At 42.2% G+C, this 19,181-nt stretch carries 18 protein-coding genes; 8 read left to right on the top strand and 10 right to left on the bottom strand.

What is annotated here, in order from left to right:
• Positions 1-94: 94 nt before the first annotated feature.
• From IQ230_RS23865 to IQ230_RS23855, 3 genes are all read right to left on the bottom strand, one after another.
• The gene (locus IQ230_RS23865) at positions 95-2,407 is read right to left on the bottom strand and encodes an FG-GAP repeat protein (protein WP_193934710.1); all 2,313 of its coding nucleotides are present in this window, start codon (positions 2,405-2,407) and stop codon (positions 95-97) included.
• Positions 2,408-2,790: 383 nt separating this feature from the next.
• Positions 2,791-4,293, bottom strand: coding sequence for a M16 family metallopeptidase (locus IQ230_RS23860; protein ID WP_193934709.1), 1,503 nt, complete (start codon positions 4,291-4,293; stop codon positions 2,791-2,793).
• A gap of 58 nt (positions 4,294-4,351) precedes the next feature.
• Complete coding sequence (locus IQ230_RS23855) at positions 4,352-5,923, bottom strand: M16 family metallopeptidase (RefSeq protein WP_193934708.1); 1,572 nt, start codon at positions 5,921-5,923, stop codon at positions 4,352-4,354.
• Positions 5,924-6,050: 127 nt separating this feature from the next.
• On the opposite strand from IQ230_RS23855, the gene IQ230_RS23850 reads away from it, so the two are divergent.
• Positions 6,051-6,692, top strand: a complete 642-nt coding sequence (locus IQ230_RS23850; RefSeq protein WP_193934707.1) for a TetR/AcrR family transcriptional regulator — start codon at positions 6,051-6,053, stop codon at positions 6,690-6,692.
• A 42-nt stretch (positions 6,693-6,734) separates the two neighbouring features.
• The gene (locus tag IQ230_RS23845; RefSeq protein ID WP_193934706.1) at positions 6,735-8,102 is read left to right on the top strand and encodes an aminopeptidase P family protein; all 1,368 of its coding nucleotides are present in this window, start codon (positions 6,735-6,737) and stop codon (positions 8,100-8,102) included.
• 96 nt (positions 8,103-8,198) lie between these two features.
• Here IQ230_RS23845 and IQ230_RS23840 read toward each other — a convergent pair whose 3' ends face one another.
• On the bottom strand, positions 8,199-8,903 hold the full coding sequence (locus IQ230_RS23840) for an SDR family NAD(P)-dependent oxidoreductase (protein WP_193934705.1): 705 nt from the start codon (positions 8,901-8,903) through the stop codon (positions 8,199-8,201).
• A 307-nt stretch (positions 8,904-9,210) separates the two neighbouring features.
• Here IQ230_RS23840 and IQ230_RS23835 point away from each other — a divergent pair, with 307 nt between their 5' ends.
• Together IQ230_RS23835 and IQ230_RS23830 are read left to right on the top strand one after the other, a co-directional pair.
• Positions 9,211-9,429: a type II toxin-antitoxin system HigB family toxin gene (locus IQ230_RS23835; RefSeq protein WP_322742558.1), complete on the top strand. Its 219-nt coding sequence runs from the start codon at positions 9,211-9,213 to the stop codon at positions 9,427-9,429.
• Between the two features lie 23 nt (positions 9,430-9,452).
• Positions 9,453-9,788 carry a helix-turn-helix domain-containing protein gene (locus IQ230_RS23830; RefSeq protein ID WP_228055285.1) on the top strand — a complete coding sequence of 112 codons (336 nt, stop codon included), beginning with the start codon at positions 9,453-9,455 and terminating at the stop codon, positions 9,786-9,788.
• Positions 9,789-9,843: 55 nt separating this feature from the next.
• On the opposite strand, the gene IQ230_RS23825 is transcribed toward IQ230_RS23830, so the two are convergent.
• The 4 genes from IQ230_RS23825 to IQ230_RS23810 form a co-directional block, all read right to left on the bottom strand.
• Positions 9,844-10,833, bottom strand: coding sequence for a pentapeptide repeat-containing protein (locus tag IQ230_RS23825; protein ID WP_193934704.1), 990 nt, complete (start codon positions 10,831-10,833; stop codon positions 9,844-9,846).
• 17 nt (positions 10,834-10,850) lie between these two features.
• Complete coding sequence (locus tag IQ230_RS23820) at positions 10,851-11,582, bottom strand: gamma-glutamyl-gamma-aminobutyrate hydrolase family protein (protein WP_193934703.1); 732 nt, start codon at positions 11,580-11,582, stop codon at positions 10,851-10,853.
• 9 nt (positions 11,583-11,591) lie between these two features.
• Positions 11,592-12,917, bottom strand: a complete 1,326-nt coding sequence (gene glnT / locus IQ230_RS23815) for a type III glutamate--ammonia ligase (RefSeq protein WP_193934702.1) — start codon at positions 12,915-12,917, stop codon at positions 11,592-11,594.
• A gap of 104 nt (positions 12,918-13,021) precedes the next feature.
• Complete coding sequence (locus IQ230_RS23810; RefSeq protein ID WP_228055284.1) at positions 13,022-13,912, bottom strand: phytanoyl-CoA dioxygenase family protein; 891 nt, start codon at positions 13,910-13,912, stop codon at positions 13,022-13,024.
• 177 nt (positions 13,913-14,089) lie between these two features.
• Here IQ230_RS23810 and IQ230_RS23805 point away from each other — a divergent pair, with 177 nt between their 5' ends.
• The 3 genes from IQ230_RS23805 to IQ230_RS23795 all read left to right on the top strand — a co-directional run bounded on the left by IQ230_RS23805 (position 14,090) and on the right by IQ230_RS23795 (position 16,884).
• Positions 14,090-14,803 carry a substrate-binding periplasmic protein gene (locus tag IQ230_RS23805; protein WP_193934700.1) on the top strand — a complete coding sequence of 238 codons (714 nt, stop codon included), beginning with the start codon at positions 14,090-14,092 and terminating at the stop codon, positions 14,801-14,803.
• Positions 14,804-14,833: 30 nt separating this feature from the next.
• Positions 14,834-15,184, top strand: coding sequence for a Uma2 family endonuclease (locus IQ230_RS23800; protein ID WP_228055283.1), 351 nt, complete (start codon positions 14,834-14,836; stop codon positions 15,182-15,184).
• Between the two features lie 197 nt (positions 15,185-15,381).
• Entirely contained in the window at positions 15,382-16,884 is a 1,503-nt protein-coding gene (locus IQ230_RS23795; protein ID WP_228055282.1) for a glutamine synthetase family protein, read from the top strand.
• Positions 16,885-16,893: 9 nt separating this feature from the next.
• Here the strand turns inward: IQ230_RS23795 and IQ230_RS23790 are convergent, their stop codons facing one another.
• Positions 16,894-17,382, bottom strand: a complete 489-nt coding sequence (locus tag IQ230_RS23790; protein WP_228055281.1) for a GNAT family N-acetyltransferase — start codon at positions 17,380-17,382, stop codon at positions 16,894-16,896.
• 18 nt (positions 17,383-17,400) lie between these two features.
• The gene (locus IQ230_RS23785; RefSeq protein ID WP_193934699.1) at positions 17,401-17,949 is read right to left on the bottom strand and encodes a GNAT family N-acetyltransferase; all 549 of its coding nucleotides are present in this window, start codon (positions 17,947-17,949) and stop codon (positions 17,401-17,403) included.
• 71 nt (positions 17,950-18,020) lie between these two features.
• Here IQ230_RS23785 and IQ230_RS23780 point away from each other — a divergent pair, with 71 nt between their 5' ends.
• A complete protein-coding gene (locus IQ230_RS23780) occupies positions 18,021-18,905 on the top strand; it encodes a heme-dependent oxidative N-demethylase family protein (RefSeq protein ID WP_322742557.1) in 885 nt (294 codons plus the stop codon).
• Positions 18,906-19,181: the final 276 nt, after the last annotated feature.

Raw genomic sequence — 19,181 nt, 5'->3', positions numbered from 1 at the left:
CTGATTGAGGTGTCACCTTGTGTGTATGCCTTAACTATTTTTTCTCGCAAGTCGAGCGAGTACGGTTTCATTAGACTTCATTTGTGTACTCCTCTTACTGTACCTCATAAACTTGCAATAGGCTGTATGTATTAATGCCATTAATGACAAAACCATTACTACTATTGAGTGTTCCCAAGTCAAAATCTGCATCAAACCCCGATGCTTTGCCAAAGATTACGTAGCTTTTTCCTGCACGAATTTGATCATTAGAATTAGCATTAGCATCACTAATAATCAAGTCATCAAAGCCATCAGCATTGACATCTCCTGCACTACTAACAGATCTTCTTGAGAAGTAACCAACATCAATATCATTAATGACAAAACCATTGCTACCATCGAGTGTTGCCAAATCAAAATTTGCATCAAAATCTGATGGTTTGCCAAAGATAACGTAGCTTTGTGAAGCATACTGACCAACAGAGGCAGCAAAAGATCTGTTAACAATTAAGTCATCGAAACCATCTCCGTTAACATCTCCTGCATTACTAACATTCTCAGTAGCGCCGTTGATTGCAAAGCCATTGTTACCATCGAGTGTCGCCACGTTGAAACTGCCAGTAAACTCTGATGCTTTACCAAAGATAACGTAGCTTTGTGAAGTATATTGACCATAGTCAGCAAAATATCCAGTAACAACTATGTCATCAAAGCCATCACCATTAATATCTCCTGCATTGCTGATCGCAGAACTTAATGATGAACGACTACCGTAACTACTGCTATCAACAGGAAGAATCACAAAACTATTGCTGCCATCAAGCGCCAAGTCGAAATTTGCGCTAAACCCCGATGCTTTGCCAAGCACAACATAGCTTACCCCAGAACCTTTACCACCAGTTTCAGCAATAATCAAGTCATCAAAGCCATCGCCATTGATATCTCCTGCACCACTAACTGATGAACCAAAGCCATTGCCTCCATAACTACCATTAATAGCAAAGCCATTGCTGCCGTTGAGTGTTGCTAAATTAATTGCACTAAACCCAGTTGGTTTACCAAAAATAACATAACTTGCTCCTGTGTCAATGTTACCCCTTGGTGCGCCGATAATTAAGTCAGCAACGCCATCACCGTTGACATCTCCGGCGTTGCTGACTGAGGAACCTGAGGAGTCAAGTTCGTTGATACCATTAATAGCAAAGCCATTGCTGCCATCAAGTGTTGCTAAATCGAGATTAGCGTCAAACCCTGATGCTTTGCCAAATACAACATAGCTTGCTCCTGTACCGAATCGACCAATGCGGTTGGCGTCATATGCACCAACAATTAAGTCATCGAAACCATCTCCGTTAACATCTCCTGCATTGCTAACAGATCCTCCTGAACGGTCACGTGCAGCAACACCGTTAATCACAAAGCCATTGTTGCCATTGAGGGTTGAAAGGTTGAATTCATCATTTGTGAACTTAAAATAGTTGCCGTTCAAACTTAGTGAGGAACTTCCTTGAATAATTGCAATCAACTCATCCACTTCTCCATTAACTTTGCGGAAGATTGCAGTTCCTGCAAGTAAATTGTCTTCCCCAGAAGAAGCGCTTAAGAAATAATCAGTTCGTTTGCCGTTGAGGCGAATAAAATCATCGATGTTGAAATCAGTAATTAATGCATAATCGTTCAATCCTGCGGATGTAGTGTTGCGATCGTCGTAAAATACTGTTGTGGTATTCCCCAACATAAACGTATCTCTACCACTACCACCTGTGAGCGTATCTTTGTCGCCTACAGTTCCATCAGTACCGATGAGAATATCATTGCCTGCATTCCCTATTAGTAGGTCATTTCTCGCCTTACCACGAAGCACATTACTAAATGAATTGCCAGTGATTGTGTTATCGAGATTGTTTCCAATGCCGGATACATCATAAGTTTCATCCGCGATAGTTAAGTTCTCTACATTCGCGTTTAACTCATAAGAAGAGATACCAGAGTCAAAAATTACAGTATCTATGCCTGAGTTGGGGGCTTCAATAATTTGTGTATTAGGGTTGTAGACTATATATGTATCGTCACCTTGACCGCCATAGAAAAAGTCTTCCCCATAATATCCTCCATAAAGTGTATCATTACCTACACCACCATAGAGTGTATTATTGCCGTCACCGCCGTAGAGCCAATCATTCCCAGCGCCGCCATAAAGAGTATCATTGCCGTTACCTCCATAGAGCACATCATTACCTAGACCGCCATAAAGAGTATCATCACCATTACCACCCCGAAGCGTATCTTTTCTTCTACCTCCATAGAGAACATCATTGCCTCCTCTACCCAGAAGCAAATCATCGCCTGCAAAACCAAACAATGTGTCATCATTTTGAGTTCCGCTAAGAGTATCGTTGCCCGAAGTACCTTGAATAGTTGCCATAAATTTGTTGCCTGCAATATTGAAACAAAAAACAGGTGAGTATGAATATTTATTGACAGCAAAATCCTACTGTCTCCCCACAAATGTTGTCGGGAAGCAGGAATTAAGGAATTGAATTAAGAAAAATTTTTCCTCAATGTATGTAATTTGAGATTAATTGAAGAGTCAATATTAAACTATAAATTTTTTGTAAAGGTAAAAAGAAGTTTATCGCTCAAACATAAAGTTTTAGTAAACTATTAGTAAGTAGATATGTATAAAAAATAAAGGTAGTAGTACATATAATAGTAATATTGCGTATCTTAATACTAAGAAAAAGAAAAGCCCCCTCTCGATTTTTCCTAGAATCGGGGGAGCAAGATCTGATTTATGCAGAAGACTAGTTAACGATTTTGTTGTGTTGCAACTGGTTTTGGTTCAGGAATTGTAATATCAATTGATGTAACTTCTGATGCTAGTGCTGTTAATGGCGGTTGAATTGCCGCAGCATTACCCACAACTAAAGTGACTAAGTTTTCGGGTTTGAGATGAGTTTGAGCGACACGTTGGATATCTTCAGCAGTAGTTGCTTCGACAGCTTGACGATAGCGGAAGAGAAAATCTGCGGGATAGCCGTAATATTCGTAACGTAAAAGTCGCGTTAGAGTTTGTGCTGGCTCTTCAAAGTTGAAGACAAAAGAATTGAGAACAGAATCTTTAGCTAAAGCAAGTTCTTCAGGAGTTACCAATTCCGTTTTGAGGCGTTCAATTTCGGTTTGCATTGCTTGAATAAAAGACACTGTTGCATCAGATCGAGTTTGTCCGCCAGCAACGAATAAACCAGGGTAGTCATAACGCGGACTCCACGCACCGTACACTGAGTAAGCTAAACCTTGACGCGATCGCACATTATTAAATAACCGCCCGCCAAAGCCATTTAACACGCCATTTAAAACATCTAATGCGGCATAATCAGGACTATTAAATTGACCGCCTAAGTGCCCAATTTGCAAGTAACTTTGCGTTAGTTGCGGTTGATCTACCAAGAAAATACCACCAAGCTTTGCTTGACACACCGTTGGTAACTGCGGTAGTTGCATTCCAGGATTTGGTTGCCACTCAGCAAAATATTTTTGAATCAGCGATCGCATTTGTTGCGAGTCAAAATCACCCACAACTCCCAAAATCATATTATTGGGATAGAAATAGTCGCGATAAAAATTAACGATATCTTCGCGCGCAATATTATCTACAGTTTGATACTCTGGAATTCGCGCATAAGGACTGGCATCACCGTAAATCAACTTCTGAAACTCACGCTGAGCAATGCTACCTGGTTCATCATTACGCCGTGCAATGCTACCACGCAACTGTGTTTTTGCTAAATCCAACTTATCTTGTGCAAACACTGGCTGACGGATCACCTCAGCAAACAGCCCAAAAACTGTTTCAAGATCTTCACTTAAGGCATCAAAACTTGCCGAACCCGAAGCAGTACTAATCGATGTTTCCACCGTAGCCGCCCGTTGTTCTAATAACTCATTGAGTTCATCACCTGAATGCTGTTTCGTTCCTCCCGTCCGCATCACGGTTCCTGTCAAACCAGCTAAACCAGTTTTCTGGGCACTTTCCCAGCGTTGCCCAGTACGAAACAATGCCGTACCACTCACCAAGGGTAACTCGCGATCTTCCAATAGATACACAATCATGCCATTATCCGTTACGAAGCGCGTATACTCTGGTAACTGAACCTCTGGCAATGGCGCAAACTGCAACTCAGTAAAATGCACAGCACCCGCAACCGCAGGCAAACGCAACATTACTACCAACAGCAGCGCTACCAACCACAACCCAATCCAGTTAACACCCCGCTGATTTCGACTTGTACCAACCCACTGCATCAACATTCCCAAATTCCTTATTATTTAATCTCTGCGTTCTCTGTGCCTAGTAACGTTCGTTCTCTCAAGCCTGCGGCACCAACCGCCCCACTGTACGATTTTGTGCTGTAAAACTCGCCTGCGCCACGCGCTGAACATCAGCAGCCGTCACTGCCTGAATTGCCTCCAACTCCTTAAACAAATTACGCCAGGAGCCAGTTTTTACTTCATATTCCAATAACAACTGCGCCATCCCCATATTCGATTGCAGCGATCGCAATAATCCAGCCCTTGCTTGCGTCTTCACGCGATCTAACTCAACAGCCGAGACAGGTTCCGTCTTTAAGCGTTCAATCTCCTTTCTTAACGCTGCACCGACTTCGTTTGCGGTATGACCAGGAGCCGTCAAAGCATAAAATAACATGACATTTTGGTGCTTATCACCTGGAAATCCACTAAAACCTTGAGCAGAAAGAGCAAGTTGCTGTCGTTCAACTAAAGATCTATACAGCCGCGACGTGCGACCATCACTGAGTAATCTGCCAATGATGTCATAAGTAACATGATCCGGATCGTTAATGGCAGGACGATGATAGCCTTCTAAATACCACGGCTGCGATCGCAAACGCAATTCAAATTCCCGCTGTCGCTTTTGAGGTGGTTCAGAGACTTGCACTGGGGGGGCGGCAGGTTTTGCTTTGTAGCGACCAAAGTAAGTTTGTGCCAACTGTTGCACGCGATCGGCTTCAACATCACCAATCACGGCAATTGTCAAATTACTTGGTACGTAGTGCGTATCAAAAAAGTCTTGTAAGTCTTGCCGCGTCAAGTTGCGGATGTCTTCTTCGTAGCCAATTACTGGACGACGATAAGGATGCTTTGTAAATGCGGTATCGAGAAACTTCTCCACCATTTGACCGATAGGAGAATTATCAACCCGCAATCGCCGTTCTTCTAGAATGACATCTTTTTCTTGATAAAACTCACGGAAGACAGGTTCTAAAAATCGCTCCGATTCTAGCGACATCCAAAGTTCTAACTTATTACTTGGAAAACTGTAGAAATACCGCGTTGCATCTGCTGAGGTATTGGCATTTAAACCAACACCGCCTGCTTGTTCGACAATTTGCCCTAGTTCGTTTTGTTTCACATAACTTTGGGCTTGGGCTTGTACTTTTTCAAATTCTGCTTGCAAACGGGCGACTTCCGCTTTGTTTCCCCTGGCTTGTGCCGTGCGAATTTGGGCATCGAGTTCATCCAAACGATCTAAGAGTGGTTTTTCTGCTTGGTAATTGGTTGTGCCGATGCGTTGCGTTCCCTTAAATGCTAAATGCTCTAAATAGTGAGCAATTCCTGTTTTACCGTCAGGTTCATCTGCGCCACCTACATCAGCATACGTGAGAAACGAAACAACGGGTGCTCGATGGCGTACTAGAACAATAAATTTTATGCCATTTTCTAAACGAAACTCGCTCAGTTGATCGATGACACGATCTAAATAAGGCTGGATCGATGTCTCCGGCGTTGGTGTTTGCGTACGGGCGATCGCATTTGCTGGTAACGACGCCCAAGAAAACAAAATAATTATTAAGAAAGTGAAGATCCGCCATCTTACATGATGAGGTAAGAACAATTGGCAGCAACGTTTCAAACTCATAAGTCACAATAAAAGTACTTTTCCAGGATAGATCCCTTAACGATCTATTACACTTTTAGCGGGGAATCTGCTTGATAGTAGAAAATATCGCTACAAGTGGCACTGCAATCATACAGGCATCGAGTCTATGCAAGTTTTTCATCGTCCTTCCCAATCTGAAGAATCTTCCCGCGATCGCATTTTAAAAGCAGCACAGCGGTTATTTGCCCGTCAAGGCTACGATGGCACAACAACGCGCGACTTAGCCGTTGCCGCAGGTGTCGCTGAGGGAACCCTATTTCGTCATTTTACGAATAAAAAAGCGATTTTGATTGAAATTGCCACGCAAGGTTGGGTAGAAATTCTCACCGATCTTCTCACCGAATTAAGCGAAATGGGTAGCTACAAGGCGGTAGCACAAGTGATGCAACGCCGGATGTGGAATTTTCATAAAAATGCGGATATGATGCGTGTCTGCTTTATGGAAGCGCAGTTTCATCCTGATTTACGCGATCGCATTCAAGCCGAAGTGATTAATAAAATGACTGATGTTGCTGAGGCATTCTTCCAAACTGCAATGGATCGGGGAATTTACCGCAAAACAAATCCGAAAATTGTCGCCCAAGTATTTTTAGGAATGTTTGCGATCGCTGGTTTTAGTCACAATACACTAATGGAACCAGATGCTTCTCCCAAAGCTATGCAAGAAATGGCAGAAGGACTCGCGGATATTTTTCTTAATGGGGTGTTGGTGAGGGGTGTTAGCGCAGCGGGACGAAGTCCGGAGTGAGTGGTGAGTGGTTAGTAGAACTGATGAATTTTGCTTTAGTGTATGAATAGTTACAGTAATCATAGCCTTGCGGATATTTTGGGCGATCGCCGTCGGCGATTGGCTGAAATTTTTGCTGCACCAGTCATTTTATGGTCAGGACGTCGTAGTCCCCGCAATTTTGCGGCAAATACGTTTCCTTTTCGCGCTAGTAGTCATTTTCTCTATTTTGCTGGGCTATCGCTCGAAAATGCGGCAATTTGTTTAGAAGCTGGGCAGTTAACTTTATTTATCGACGATCCGTCTCCTAGTTATACGTTGTGGCACGGAGAAACACTTTCAAAAGAAGATATTGCGCAAAATATTGGGGCTGATGCTGTTTTCCCCATGGCAGAATTACCTGCACACTTAGCTGGAGTTGCGACAATTCCGGTGCAAGATGCGGCGACTTGGACGGAACAAACACAATTGCTTGATCGCTGGGTATTGCCAGAAAGACCGCTGGAAGGAATTGATTTAGAGTTAGCGAAAGCGATTATTTCTCTCCGCCTTGTTCACGATGCGAGTGCATTAGCTGAGTTGCGCAAAGCTGCAGCAGTGACGGTAGCAGCGCATAAAGCTGGAATGGCGACGACTATGAACGCTAAGACAGAAGCTGATATTCGCGCGGCGATGGAGAGTGTAATGATTGCAGAGAATATGAGTTGTGCGTATGCAAGTATTGTGACGACTCATGGAGAAGTATTGCATAACGATCGCTATTACAACACACTTAAACCTGGAGACTTAATACTTGCTGATGTTGGTGCGGAAACTGCAACTGGTTGGGCATCTGATGTGACACGGACTTGGGCAGTAACAGGCAAATTCTCATCTACCCAAAGAGATATTTACGATATTGTTTTAGCAGCTCACGATGCTTGTATTGCCAAAGTTTATCCAGGTGTTGAGTATCGCGATCTTCATTTTTTAGCAGCAACGACGATTGCTGAAGGGTTAGTGAATTTAGGTATTTTGCACGGTAATGCGGAAGATTTGGTAGAAAAAGATGTTCATGCGTTATTTTTCCCCCATGGTGTCGGTCATTTACTCGGCTTGGATGTCCATGATATGGAAGATTTGGGAGATTTGGCAGGCTACGAACCAGGAAGAACAAGAAGCGATCGCTTTGGTTTAGGATATCTGCGTTTGGATCGTCCTTTACGCCCTGGAATGCTGGTGACAATTGAACCTGGCTTTTATCAAGTTCCCGCAATTTTAAATAACTCCGAAGTCCGCACTGCGTATCGAGATGCAGTTAATTGGGAACGCTTGGCGCAGTTTGCAGATGTACGCGGAATTCGGATTGAAGATGATGTGTTGGTTATGGACACAGGAAGCGAGGTATTAACCGGAGATTTGCCCACTAAAGCCGAAGATATTGAACAATGACACTGAATCCGGTTAATTAGTGATGATAAAAATAGTGACTAGTAAAGGGTGACTAGCAACTAACCACTAGCCACTAGCCACGCTATTTTAATCAGTTTAGTAAGAAATCTCTTGGCGATCGCGGAAGAATTTCCCACTGAGGTCGGGTGATGCTTCAGTTGCTAACCAAATTGCTGTATCTGCGCCTTGTTCTGGCGATCGCGGTGCATTCTTACCACCCATATCGGTTTTTACCCAACCAGGGCACATTGCATAAACTGCAATACCTTGTGCTTGTAATGCTTCTGCAAGCATGATTGTTGCCCCATTGAGTGCCAGTTTGGATAAGCAATAACTAGGAACACCTGCAGACAACCCACTCAGTTCGCCATAGCCACTCGAAACATTAATGACACGGGCTTGGGTAGCTTTTTGCAATAATGGGAGGAAAGCTTGCGTTACCTGAATTGCACCAAAGGTATTAGTATTTAATGCTAGTTGCAGTGTACTACGCGAGATGTTGAGAATATTTGTGTCTTGATCGGGGTACACTCCTGCATTGTTGACAAGAACATCCAAATCATCTTGATTTAATTGCTCTGCTGCACGGTGAATACTATCATCATCAGTGACATCAAGTTCGACAACACGTACAGAGGCGTTTGCTGGTAACTTTTGTACAGCTGTTTTGGCTTTATCAAGCGATCGCGCTGCAATAATTACCTCAAATCCTGCTCGTAGTAATCCTTGACAAATTGCAAATCCAATGCCTTTGTTACCTCCAGTAACAAGTGCCCGTTTTCCTTGAAATTCAGAATTCATAGCGATCGTAATCTCATGCCTCTTAGTACATCAATGCATTTTGTGGTTTTTTATTTGCATAAACTTCATACTCAAGGAGTAAGTTTTCACTGTATGTACACTTGCACAATCGTGCATTGATACCAGCTTCGCATTTTGCTAAGATTTCATTTGTTGTAAGCAGCTAAGTAACCAAGTGGTTATAAATCATGGAGAAATTTCATATGTTCTACTCTCATTAGCTATGCACGTTATTACTCGTTCTCGTCTTGTTGAGTTTTGGAAAAAACACCCTGATTCTCAAACTGGTTTATTTCTTTGGTAAAAAATTACAATTAATGCAAGTTGGCAGAATTTTGTAGAGTTACGTGAAGTTTTTCCCTCGGCTGACCAAGTTGGAAAATTGATCGTTTTTAATATTGGTGGTAACAAGTATCGATTAATTGCTTTTATTGATTACACATACCAAAAAGTGTTTATTCGCTATGTTCTTAATCACTCTGAGTATGATAAAGATGATTGGAAAAAAGATAACTGGTATAGGTAGATTGTTAACGAGGTTAAGAACATATGTCTACTACTGCATCTGATAATTATATTGAACTTTTACAAAATTTCCCGCCTCGCCCAATCAAATCAGAGGCAGATCGAAAAGTCGTTCAAGAAGTCATTGATAATCTACTTGATAGTGAAATAACGCCAGAAAAACAAGATTATCTTAATGTACTAGGAATTCTGGTTTATGCATACGAGGAAAAATCTTTATCAATTCCAGATTTAAGTGGTGTTGAGTTACTCAAAGCATTAATTGATGAATTTGATCTTAAACAAAAAGAAATTATTCCTATTTTTAAAACTGAATCTATTGTATCTGAAATACTAATGGAAAACGTAGCTTTACTGTAGAGCATAGTGAAAAATTAACTGATTTCTTTCACGTTTCTCCCTCTGTCTTCTTTCCTCAACCATCAATAATAGCACCACGTTCTAGCAAGTAATGCTTCATCTCAGTAGAAAGTCCTTTAACATTGTGCATTTGAGTATTCTCTACTTGCACGTCATTGAGTTCCACACGAGTTAAGTCTGCGTTGCTTAAGTCTGCATGACTCAAATTTGCCCCACTGAGATCTGCTTGTTGCAGTAGTGCGCCCTTGAGATTAGCAGCATGAAGGTCAGCATTTTGCAGATACGCACTGTACAGATTAGCATGACTCAAAGTTGCCCCACTTAGATTAGCACGGGGCATTAAACAGCGTAAATTGGCATTTTGCAAATCTGCATCTTGCAAGTTAGCATCGCGGAGATTGGCATTACTGAGATTGGCACTTACTAAACAAGCGTTTTGTAAACTAGCACGACTTAAATCAGCAAGTTTGAGATCGGCATCCTTCAAAATAGCGTGTGCTAAATTAGCAGAACTGAGATTAGCGTAACTCAGATTGCAACTACTCAACTTAGCACCTTGTAAATTTGCCGCTTTGAGATTTGTATTGCTAAGATTAGTACCACTTAAGTTTGCTCCTGCAAAGTCCTCAATTAGGTTTAAACCAAGCATTTTAGCAACTTTTGTAAAGTCATCAGCGGTAGAGGAAGTTAATATTTCTAGTGCCAAAGTTAACTGTTGCTGATGGTACTCACTTGCTTTTGTGGCATCGTCTAAGGCTAAGTAAGCATTTCTTAAATTTAATAGTGCATTCACTTGACCTTTGTTATCTGCTATGCGCTGCGCTATCGTCAAGTGTTGTTCAAAACAAGCGATCGCTTCGGGTAGATTTCCCAAAGCTTGATATGCTGCACCCAAGTTTCCTAATGCTGCACCTTCGCGTTGCAAGTCTCGATCTGTGCGATATAAATTTAACGCCTGTTGCCAGGATTGTAATGCTTCCTCAAACGCATTTGTTTGATATTGGATAATTCCTTGTTTGAGTAATTGATTGCCAGCATTAGTCATAGGTTAGGAGTTTGGTATTAATATTCGCAGTTAGCCATTGCTATTTGACGCGTTGCGGCAATGAAGGCTTGAAAAATACGATGTTGCAAAGGATCAACACTACTCGAAAGTTCAGGATGCCATTGCAGTGCGATCGCCCAAGGGTGATATTTATGTTCGAGGGCTTCAATCACTCCATCCGCCGCCCATCCGGTAACACGCCATTCTGAAGATACATTGCGTACAGCTTGATGATGCCAGGAAATAACATCAACTGTGGTTGTGCCAATCACTTCTTGGGCAAGACGACTATCGGGAATAAGATCTACTGAATGTTGAATTGATAATAATTCTTCAGCACGATGCGTCACAACTTCACCATATTCATCTGGAAGATGAGGGATCAATGTTCCTCCGGTTGCCACTGCAAGCACTTCTAAGCCGCGACAAATACCGAGTATAGGAATATCAGAGGTTAAAGCAGCTTGCGCTAAAGCAATTTCAGCGCGATCGCGTTCAGAATCAACGTTATAAATTGTCGGATGCATGATCCCGTTATAAACTGCGGGATCAATATCTCCGCCACCAGAAAAGATCAAACCATCAATTCTTTGCAAGATAATATCACTTGCTGCGGGTTCACCTGGGGGGATCAATACTGCTACGCCACCAGCGGCTTTGACGGCTGCTGCATACGAACTAGGTAAGCAATAACTACTAGTTTGAGCGTGACCAGAGGTAGTAATCCCAATAATCGGAGGCTGTATCATTTCCCAAGTTTAACAGTTAACATACTGCTCAACTTCCCAAGTTGTCACTTGTGCGTTGTAACTGTTCCACTCTTGATATTTGAAATCAAGGAAGGTTTTGGCAGCTTGTTCCCCTAAAGTCTGCATCAGCAAGGAATCTTTTTCTAAGCATTGCAGTGCTTCGAGTAAACTTGTTGGCAGTATTTGCAAGTCTGAAAATTCTAAACCCCGAACAAACATATTTTCATCCAAGCGTTTCCCTATCACAAGATGTTTTGCCATGCCTTCCATTCCTGCTGCTAAAATTCCAGCTAAAGCAAGATAAAGGTTTGCTGCACCGTCAACAAGACGACACTCAAAGCGCCCACCTTCGGGAATGCGGATCATGTGCGTACGATTGTTTCCACCATAGGAGATATAGCGAGGACTCCAAGTGCTACCTGATGCAGTTGTTGTCGCACCAATGCGGCGGTATGAATTAATTGTTGGGCTACATAGTGCAGCTAATCCACGACCGTGTGACAGAACACCCGCCAGAAATTCGTATGCTATGCCTGATAGTCCCATTTCTTCGCTGGCGTCGGCAAAGATATTTTGACCATCATTCCACAAACTCATGTGAATATGTGCGCCGTTTCCGGTTAGCTGGCTGAAGGGTTTGGGCATAAATGTGGCAGTTAATCCACGTTGTTCGGCTAAGGTTTTGACCATGTACTTGAAAAAGACATGGCGATCGCACGTTGTCAATGCATCAGTATACGTCCAATTAATTTCAAATTGACCATTAGCATCTTCATGATCGCACTGATATGGTTCCCAGCCTAACTCCTCCATATATCCCACAAGTGTGGAAATTAATTCAAATTGCCGCATCAAGTTCAACTGATCGTAGCAAGGACGTGCAGCAGTATCTTGAGTATCAGCGATTTGATAACCTTGTTCGCTCTTTTTAAGTAAGAAAAATTCAGCCTCAACTCCGGTTTTGTAGCTATAACCCAAATTTTCGCACTGTTGCGATACTTTTTTAAAAATGACTCGCGGTGATGCAGCAAATGGTTCGCCATCTAAATACACATCACTCGCCAACCAACCAACATTCGGTTGCCACGGTAGTACAATCAGTGAACTTGGATCGGGTACAGCAGCAATATCATGGGCATCAGGTCCTAACCCTAGATTACTGGCAAACGGCGCAAAGCAAGCCCCATCGTTTTCTACTGCTGTAATTTTCGCAGCGGGAACGAGCTTAGCACGAGTTCCTCCCAACAGGTCGGTATAAGATACTAGAAAAAAATCGAGTTGTAATTCTTTGGCTAACTCGGCTAGGGCTTTGCCTTTTGTCAAGGTTGTTGTCACTGCCGTACTCCCAATTGCTCTGTCTCCGAGTAAACCAAACTTGTTATGACAGATTTGTAGCAGGAGATACTGACTGAGGATTCATGGTGGTAAGAACCTGAGATTCAAACGCTTAAGCCTTCAAGAACTGGCGTTGCTAGTGCATCTTTGCAGTAATTAACTAAAAAAGGAGTGCGATCGCCGTTCTTTGTCCACAATATTGGAAAGAAACTCTCGTCCATTGTCGTATCGCCCACGCGCTGATAACGTCCATAGATATATCCTGCGCCTCTAGGACGAAACTTTGCTTCTGATGACAGTGTATGCACTCCTAAACTGCGACGCACTTTATCAGTTCTGGTATTTTTCCCCGAACCATGCCATACATTACCATGATGAAAAACACAGCCTCCTGCAGGAATTTCTACTTGCACAATTTCAGGGTTACTAATACCCATTTCTGCCGCAGCTTGTAGCATTTGAGCGCGATATCCTTGCGTAGGTGCGTGAAATTCTGCCACACTATCCAGCAAGCGCCATTTGTGTGACCCTCTGACATACTCAATTGTGCCAGCATCAGCGCTTGTGTCATCTAAGGCAATCCAACACGTAATCATCTCCGGCGGATCGATATATTTAATGTACGTCGCATCTTGATGTAGCGCTACCTCTTTACCGCCAGAAGGTTTCCACCATAAGCTATCTTGTCCAATTCTCGCGCCTGTCCATCCTGCCAAAGTTGCACTCAACCGCCCAATTTCTGCGGATAAAACTACACTTGCAATTGTGAGGTCACTTTTCCAAACATTACACATTTCTCTAGTAACATCAGGCAAGCTCAAACTAGGACGCCAATACCATTCATCAGGATAAATTCCTGTTTCAAACTCCCCAGAAAATAATGGTTCAATTCTTTCAATTAAACGCGCTACTAAATTGGCATTAATTAAGCGAGGAATAACTAAAAAACCATCATGATTAAATTTATTTATCTCTGTTGTAGTTAATTTTATCATATTATTCGACATAAAATATCATTTTAAATATTGCTAACACAACTTGTTATAATAACAATATATAGTAGGCAAATTGTAGTTTTTAATACAGTTGTATACTTTAATGTATTGAATTTTATTAATAAATGAGATTACTTAAATTTTTCATAGTAATCATCTGACCATAACTATTAATCAATGAATTTAAAAACAGTCAAGCCTGGCTATCTAACTATTGCTGCAAGTAACTTTGATGCTCGTCCAATGACTTATCTTGAAGGAGAAACACGTTTAGGATACGAGCCAGATGTTGCACGGGCAGTATGTGCAAAACTTGGGCTTGAGCCAGTGTGGTTTAATGTACCGTGGGTCAATTTTTATCCAACCTTAGCAGCAAAACAGTGTGATGTCGTTTGGTTCAATCAAGCGATTACTGAAGAACGTCGCACCCGTGCCAATTTTTCCCAGCCCTATGGTTTCTTTGATGAAGCCGTACTGGTTCAAGCAAAAAGTGAAATTTACTCTACTACTGACTTAGTAGGATTACGTGTAGGAGGATTAGCGACGAGTACCAATTTGCAACTAGCCGAAAGTTTTGGTGATGTCGAGATTGTGGCTTTTCCTGGTAGCGATCGCGTTTTACCAGAGATGCTAGAAGCATTACGCAATGGTGAAATTGATGCGTTGGTAGATGATGAATTAGTTCTCATTGCGGCTGCAAAACGAGATCCAAACTTGCGAATTGCGTTTACTGTACCAACACAAATTCCATTTGGTATAGCAGTACATCAAGATAATTTAGACTTGTTGCGATCGCTCGATGATGCACTGACAGCATTAATTCAAGAAGGTAAGCTAGCTGAAATTTGGCAGCGCTGGATTCCTGAAAAAGAATTTCCCATACAATTTTGAGTAGATACCAATGCACTAAAGACAATTGCGATGAATCGTACCGCAAATCAACTTGGCCTCCAAGAATTTCTGTCTCTACCAGACAGCGATCGCTACGAGTTGGTCGAGGGACAGCTTCAACCCAAAATGTCACCCAAATACAAACATTCGACATTGCAACTACGGCTATTAATAGCGTTAAATCAATGGTGCGAGCAACAAAAGCACGGTCGGGTTCGTCCCGAATGGGGTGTCATTTTACAACGACAGCAAAAAGATTGGGTTCCTGTCCCTGATCTAATCCATGTGTCTTACGGCTACCTCAATTGTGTTGCAAACAATTTAGAGAATATATACGCAGTGCTGAAGGATATAGAATATAACTCTCTAAAGAAGCAATAAACGGTAATAACGCTAACCACATACGGCAATTTGTGTACAGAAGTGTACGAAATTACTAAACCAATAGGTGGGGAATACGCTGATGTTTCCTATTTCATTCAACATCTTGCCAAGTTGGTTAAATCAAGTGAAAGTATCTCTAGATACAGCCTTGTTATAACAAGATTGCTTTACTACAAAAAAGCGTATCAGGAGTCATGGCAGTGACTGGCACCTTAACACGAGTTGAAGCGCTGACCGATTTGGAAACTTATGTTGATGCCGAAGGTCGTGCGGAACGGGTAAAGCAAGTACGAGCAAAGATTAATGAATTAGGAATTCAGTACATCTATTATCAGTTTGTTTCTGTCACAGGTCGCATTGTCGGTAAAGGTGTCCCTGCGGAACATTGGGAAGCGATCGCCCAAAATGGTTTTCAGTTAGTTTACGGTGCAACTGCTAATTTATCTCTCGATCGCCACCGAAATTATATTGGTTATGGTCCCGAAGCTTCAGAACTTGTTGCCATTCCCGATCCGGAAACGTTTTGTCAATTACCGTGGGATAAACGTGTCGCACGAGTTTTTTGTACGTGTTTTCGTAACCGCGAAGAACCAAGCGATCCTGGTGCGTATTTAACATCAGATTGTCGCGGGAATTTACGCCGAATTCACGCCCAGTTTCAGCAAGAACACGATGGGCTGCATCTGCGTCATGGTTGCGAACCGGAAATGATGTGGTTGAAAAAAGGTGCTGATGGAAAACCAGATGGTGGAGTTACGAAACCAAATTGTTACCATATTGATCAGTTTGAAGAGTTGCGTCCTGTGTTCTTGAAGGTGATAGAATACAGTCGGGCGATGGGATTAGACATGATTCAGGGCGATCATGAAGATGCACCAGGGCAACTAGAACTTAATTTTATGTTTGACGATGCCTTAAGAACGTGCGATCGCTTGACTACATATCGGCAAATCTGCGCTCAAGTAGCGAGAGAATATAATCTCATTGCTTGCTTTATGACAAAACCCTTTATGGGCGTTTCCGCTTCTGGTTGCCATCACAATTTATCTTTATGGCATGGTGGAGAGGCGATTGTTAAAGATTTTGGTCATGAAACACTACCAGGAATGGCAGAGACTTTTCAGTATAAACAAGGTGGAGAAAATACTTTTCTGCCATCAGAATCATCGAAACTACCTGGTGCGATCAGCTTAAACTGCATTGGTGGCGTGATTGAACATCTGGGGGCTTTAACTGCGATCGGTTGTTCGACAGTAAACTCTTACCGACGGTTGTGGGATACCGGATTATGGGCACCTGTATATGCAGATTGGGGTTATCAAAACCGCACGTGTGGGTTGCGAGTTTCTGCACCAGGAAGATTTGAATATCGCGCTGTGGATTCGATGGTGAATCCGTATCTCATGGCAGCTGCATTGCTGAAAGCTTTTGATGATGGTATCAAGCGTAACCTCGATCCAGGAGAACCCGAACATCGCAATTTGTATGAGGCGATGGAAGCTGGTAAGCAGGTGAAGAAGTTACCAATGTCTTTGGGTGAAGCTTTAGATCGTTTAGCGGCGGATGAGGTGATTAAATCAGCGTTGCCTGGAGAGATGTATCAAGTTTATATGTGGTACAAGCGTGATGAGTGGGAGCGATTTTTATCTACAGTCAGTAACTGGGATGTGGAAAATTATCTCGATTGTTTGCCGTAGTAACAGAAATTAGCCTGAATATTCTTCAAGTTTTACATACACTTCTGTTGGATGCGATCGCGCATAAGAGATATCCCATTGCCGAAACCCTAAACTTTGATAAAGTTTTGCAGCTACATCATTCTCTTTTCGATAACTAGTCGCAATGATTTCAACATCAGGATACAGCTTGAGGCGGCGAATGACCTCAATCATAGTAGCTCGTCCATAGCCTTGACGTTGATACTTGCTATCAATCATCAACCGCATGATGAATCCTACACCCGCAACAATTTCATACATTGCAAAGCCAATCATCGGCAGTTCGGGTTGTTCGTACCCACATACAGCAGCATCGTAAACAGCTAAGGGAAAAAGATTAAGATTAACGTAAGCTTCAGCTAGAGACTGCATGGTAGTAGCAACTAAATTCTTTTGCGACTCTGCCACTTGAAGATTCAAGCATTCTCGGAAATTTTCTCGTGTAACTTTGCGTAAGTGAACTTTTACCACAAGCATGGAATTGCCTTTCGCCACCTAGCTGAATAATCTAACTTGATTGTCTTTTGTTAGGATAAACTGCTCCAAGTCATGATATTGCCCTTTCCAAAAGCCATGTTGCTTCCATTTGCCCTGATGGAAACCTAATTTTTGCAACAACTTTTTAGAAGCTACATTCTCTAACATAACCTCTGCAATAACATACTGTATTCCTATGGTTTCAAATCCATATTGCAAGATGGCACTTAAAGCTTCACTCATAATGCCCTGTTGCCAAAATTGACTGGCAAGTTCGTAACCAACCTCAGCAGCATTTGCTTCTTTATCCCATGTGAAGCCGCACGAACCAATCAAACAATTGTCTTGTTGGCGAGCAATTCCCCAACGTATACCATACCCGCTTTCAAATCCTTTTGATCTGCGCTCAATGACCTCAATTGCTTCATCAAGATGGGTGAATGTATCAAGGTTATGAAATTGAGTGACTTTAGGATCGGAAAATACAGTAAAGATAGCCTCAGCATCTGCTTGAGTTGCTGGGCGTAGTATCAGCCGTTTTGTTTTCAGATGGGGGAAAGCAAGCATGAATAACAATTGGTAGCAGCATTTATTAAACTTTAGAGTATGTAAGGCGATATCAGAGGGAGAAGTATTAGGTGAAACCTCTTTATTTACCCTTTGCGAATGGGCAATGGCGGATGGCAATGGGGCTAAAGCCTTTACAGTTGCAACACTGGATTGAGATTGATGAGGATTTTGCTGACGAATTGAATTACAAGGACAAACTACTCAAAGATCGTAATTCAGAAGTTTTCGGTAGTCTGCCCGAAAGTGAAGCAGCACAGCAAGAAGTATTGCAGTTACTGTTAGAGCATTTGTTGCAGTACTTTCCAGATTATTATCAACAGCAAGATAACTGTATATTCAATAAGATTACCGGACAGGCGTGGCATCTGAATGATTTTGCGGCAAATCCGCTTGATTTAGCAGGGCGTTTAGTGCAAGAAGATTTATGTTTAATGCAACTTAAACGTGAATACGTACTGACTGCAGGTTCGGTGTGTTTTCCAGCACGGTGGCGCTTGTCGGAAAAGTTGGGGCGTCCTTTGGTGCAAATTCACGATCCGGTTCCAGGTTACGCCCAGAAGCTAGAACAATCTGTAAATAAGTATTTTCATCACTTGAAACCGGAATGTCCTGGGTATCGTCTAAATTGGGGTATTGTTGATTCTCCTGAATTGTTTCTGACTCAACGCCACAGTAATGAAGCCTTTGGTACAGATATTACTGCTGATAATGCTGGAGAGAAGCTTTGGTTAAGAGTTGAGCGTCAAACACTGCGATGCTTACCTATGAGTGGTGGTATCTTATTTACAATTCGTACTTACGTGCATTCTTTGCAGAAACTGGCAAGCGATCCGGCGATCGCATCTCAACTAGCAACAGTCGTTCAGCAAATTCCTCCCGAAGTGCAGATCTACAAAAATATTTTTCCTATTCAGACAGCACTTTTAGCCTATTTGCAGCGAGTTAGAGCTTGATCAGCCCTCAGTATGATGAGGATTTCATCAAATGCAATATTAACTGAGTGATATCGCTATCTGGATAAAGAGGTAATAAATATCACTCAAAGGCTTTAACTATAAGGAATTAGCGATTAGGTTTTGTTGAGCCAAATGTTTTATTACTCAGAGGAGGTCTGAAAAGTAAAAAAGCTCTCGTTACAATAACCTGTCAATAGCAAAAAATGACAGAGAACGAGAGTCATGGGTCAATCATATCGTACCGATCTCACAGATGAACAATGGGAATTACTG

It is taken from the genome of Gloeocapsopsis crepidinum LEGE 06123 (genome assembly GCF_015207655.1).
Classification (GTDB): Bacteria; Cyanobacteriota; Cyanobacteriia; order Cyanobacteriales; family Chroococcidiopsidaceae; genus Gloeocapsopsis; species Gloeocapsopsis crepidinum.
Note: the sequence above shows the minus strand (reverse complement) of the source record. Positions and strands in the feature narration are given on the sequence as shown.

What these genes read in the sequence shown, in the direction of transcription:
- IQ230_RS23865 (WP_193934710.1), bottom strand. Translation starts at nt 2,407, where the DNA reads ATGGCAACTATTCAAGGTACTTCGGGCAACGATACTCTTAGCGGAACT.
- IQ230_RS23860 (WP_193934709.1), bottom strand. Translation starts at nt 4,293, where the DNA reads ATGTTGATGCAGTGGGTTGGTACAAGTCGAAATCAGCGGGGTGTTAAC.
- IQ230_RS23855 (WP_193934708.1), bottom strand. Translation starts at nt 5,923, where the DNA reads ATGAGTTTGAAACGTTGCTGCCAATTGTTCTTACCTCATCATGTAAGA.
- IQ230_RS23850 (WP_193934707.1), top strand. Translation starts at nt 6,051, where the DNA reads ATGCAAGTTTTTCATCGTCCTTCCCAATCTGAAGAATCTTCCCGCGAT.
- IQ230_RS23845 (WP_193934706.1), top strand. Translation starts at nt 6,735, where the DNA reads ATGAATAGTTACAGTAATCATAGCCTTGCGGATATTTTGGGCGATCGC.
- IQ230_RS23840 (WP_193934705.1), bottom strand. Translation starts at nt 8,903, where the DNA reads ATGAATTCTGAATTTCAAGGAAAACGGGCACTTGTTACTGGAGGTAAC.
- IQ230_RS23830 (WP_228055285.1), top strand. Translation starts at nt 9,453, where the DNA reads ATGTCTACTACTGCATCTGATAATTATATTGAACTTTTACAAAATTTC.
- IQ230_RS23825 (WP_193934704.1), bottom strand. Translation starts at nt 10,833, where the DNA reads ATGACTAATGCTGGCAATCAATTACTCAAACAAGGAATTATCCAATAT.
- IQ230_RS23820 (WP_193934703.1), bottom strand. Translation starts at nt 11,582, where the DNA reads ATGATACAGCCTCCGATTATTGGGATTACTACCTCTGGTCACGCTCAA.
- IQ230_RS23810 (WP_228055284.1), bottom strand. Translation starts at nt 13,912, where the DNA reads ATGATAAAATTAACTACAACAGAGATAAATAAATTTAATCATGATGGT.
- IQ230_RS23805 (WP_193934700.1), top strand. Translation starts at nt 14,090, where the DNA reads ATGAATTTAAAAACAGTCAAGCCTGGCTATCTAACTATTGCTGCAAGT.
- IQ230_RS23800 (WP_228055283.1), top strand. Translation starts at nt 14,834, where the DNA reads ATGAATCGTACCGCAAATCAACTTGGCCTCCAAGAATTTCTGTCTCTA.
- IQ230_RS23795 (WP_228055282.1), top strand. Translation starts at nt 15,382, where the DNA reads ATGGCAGTGACTGGCACCTTAACACGAGTTGAAGCGCTGACCGATTTG.
- IQ230_RS23790 (WP_228055281.1), bottom strand. Translation starts at nt 17,382, where the DNA reads ATGCTTGTGGTAAAAGTTCACTTACGCAAAGTTACACGAGAAAATTTC.
- IQ230_RS23785 (WP_193934699.1), bottom strand. Translation starts at nt 17,949, where the DNA reads ATGCTTGCTTTCCCCCATCTGAAAACAAAACGGCTGATACTACGCCCA.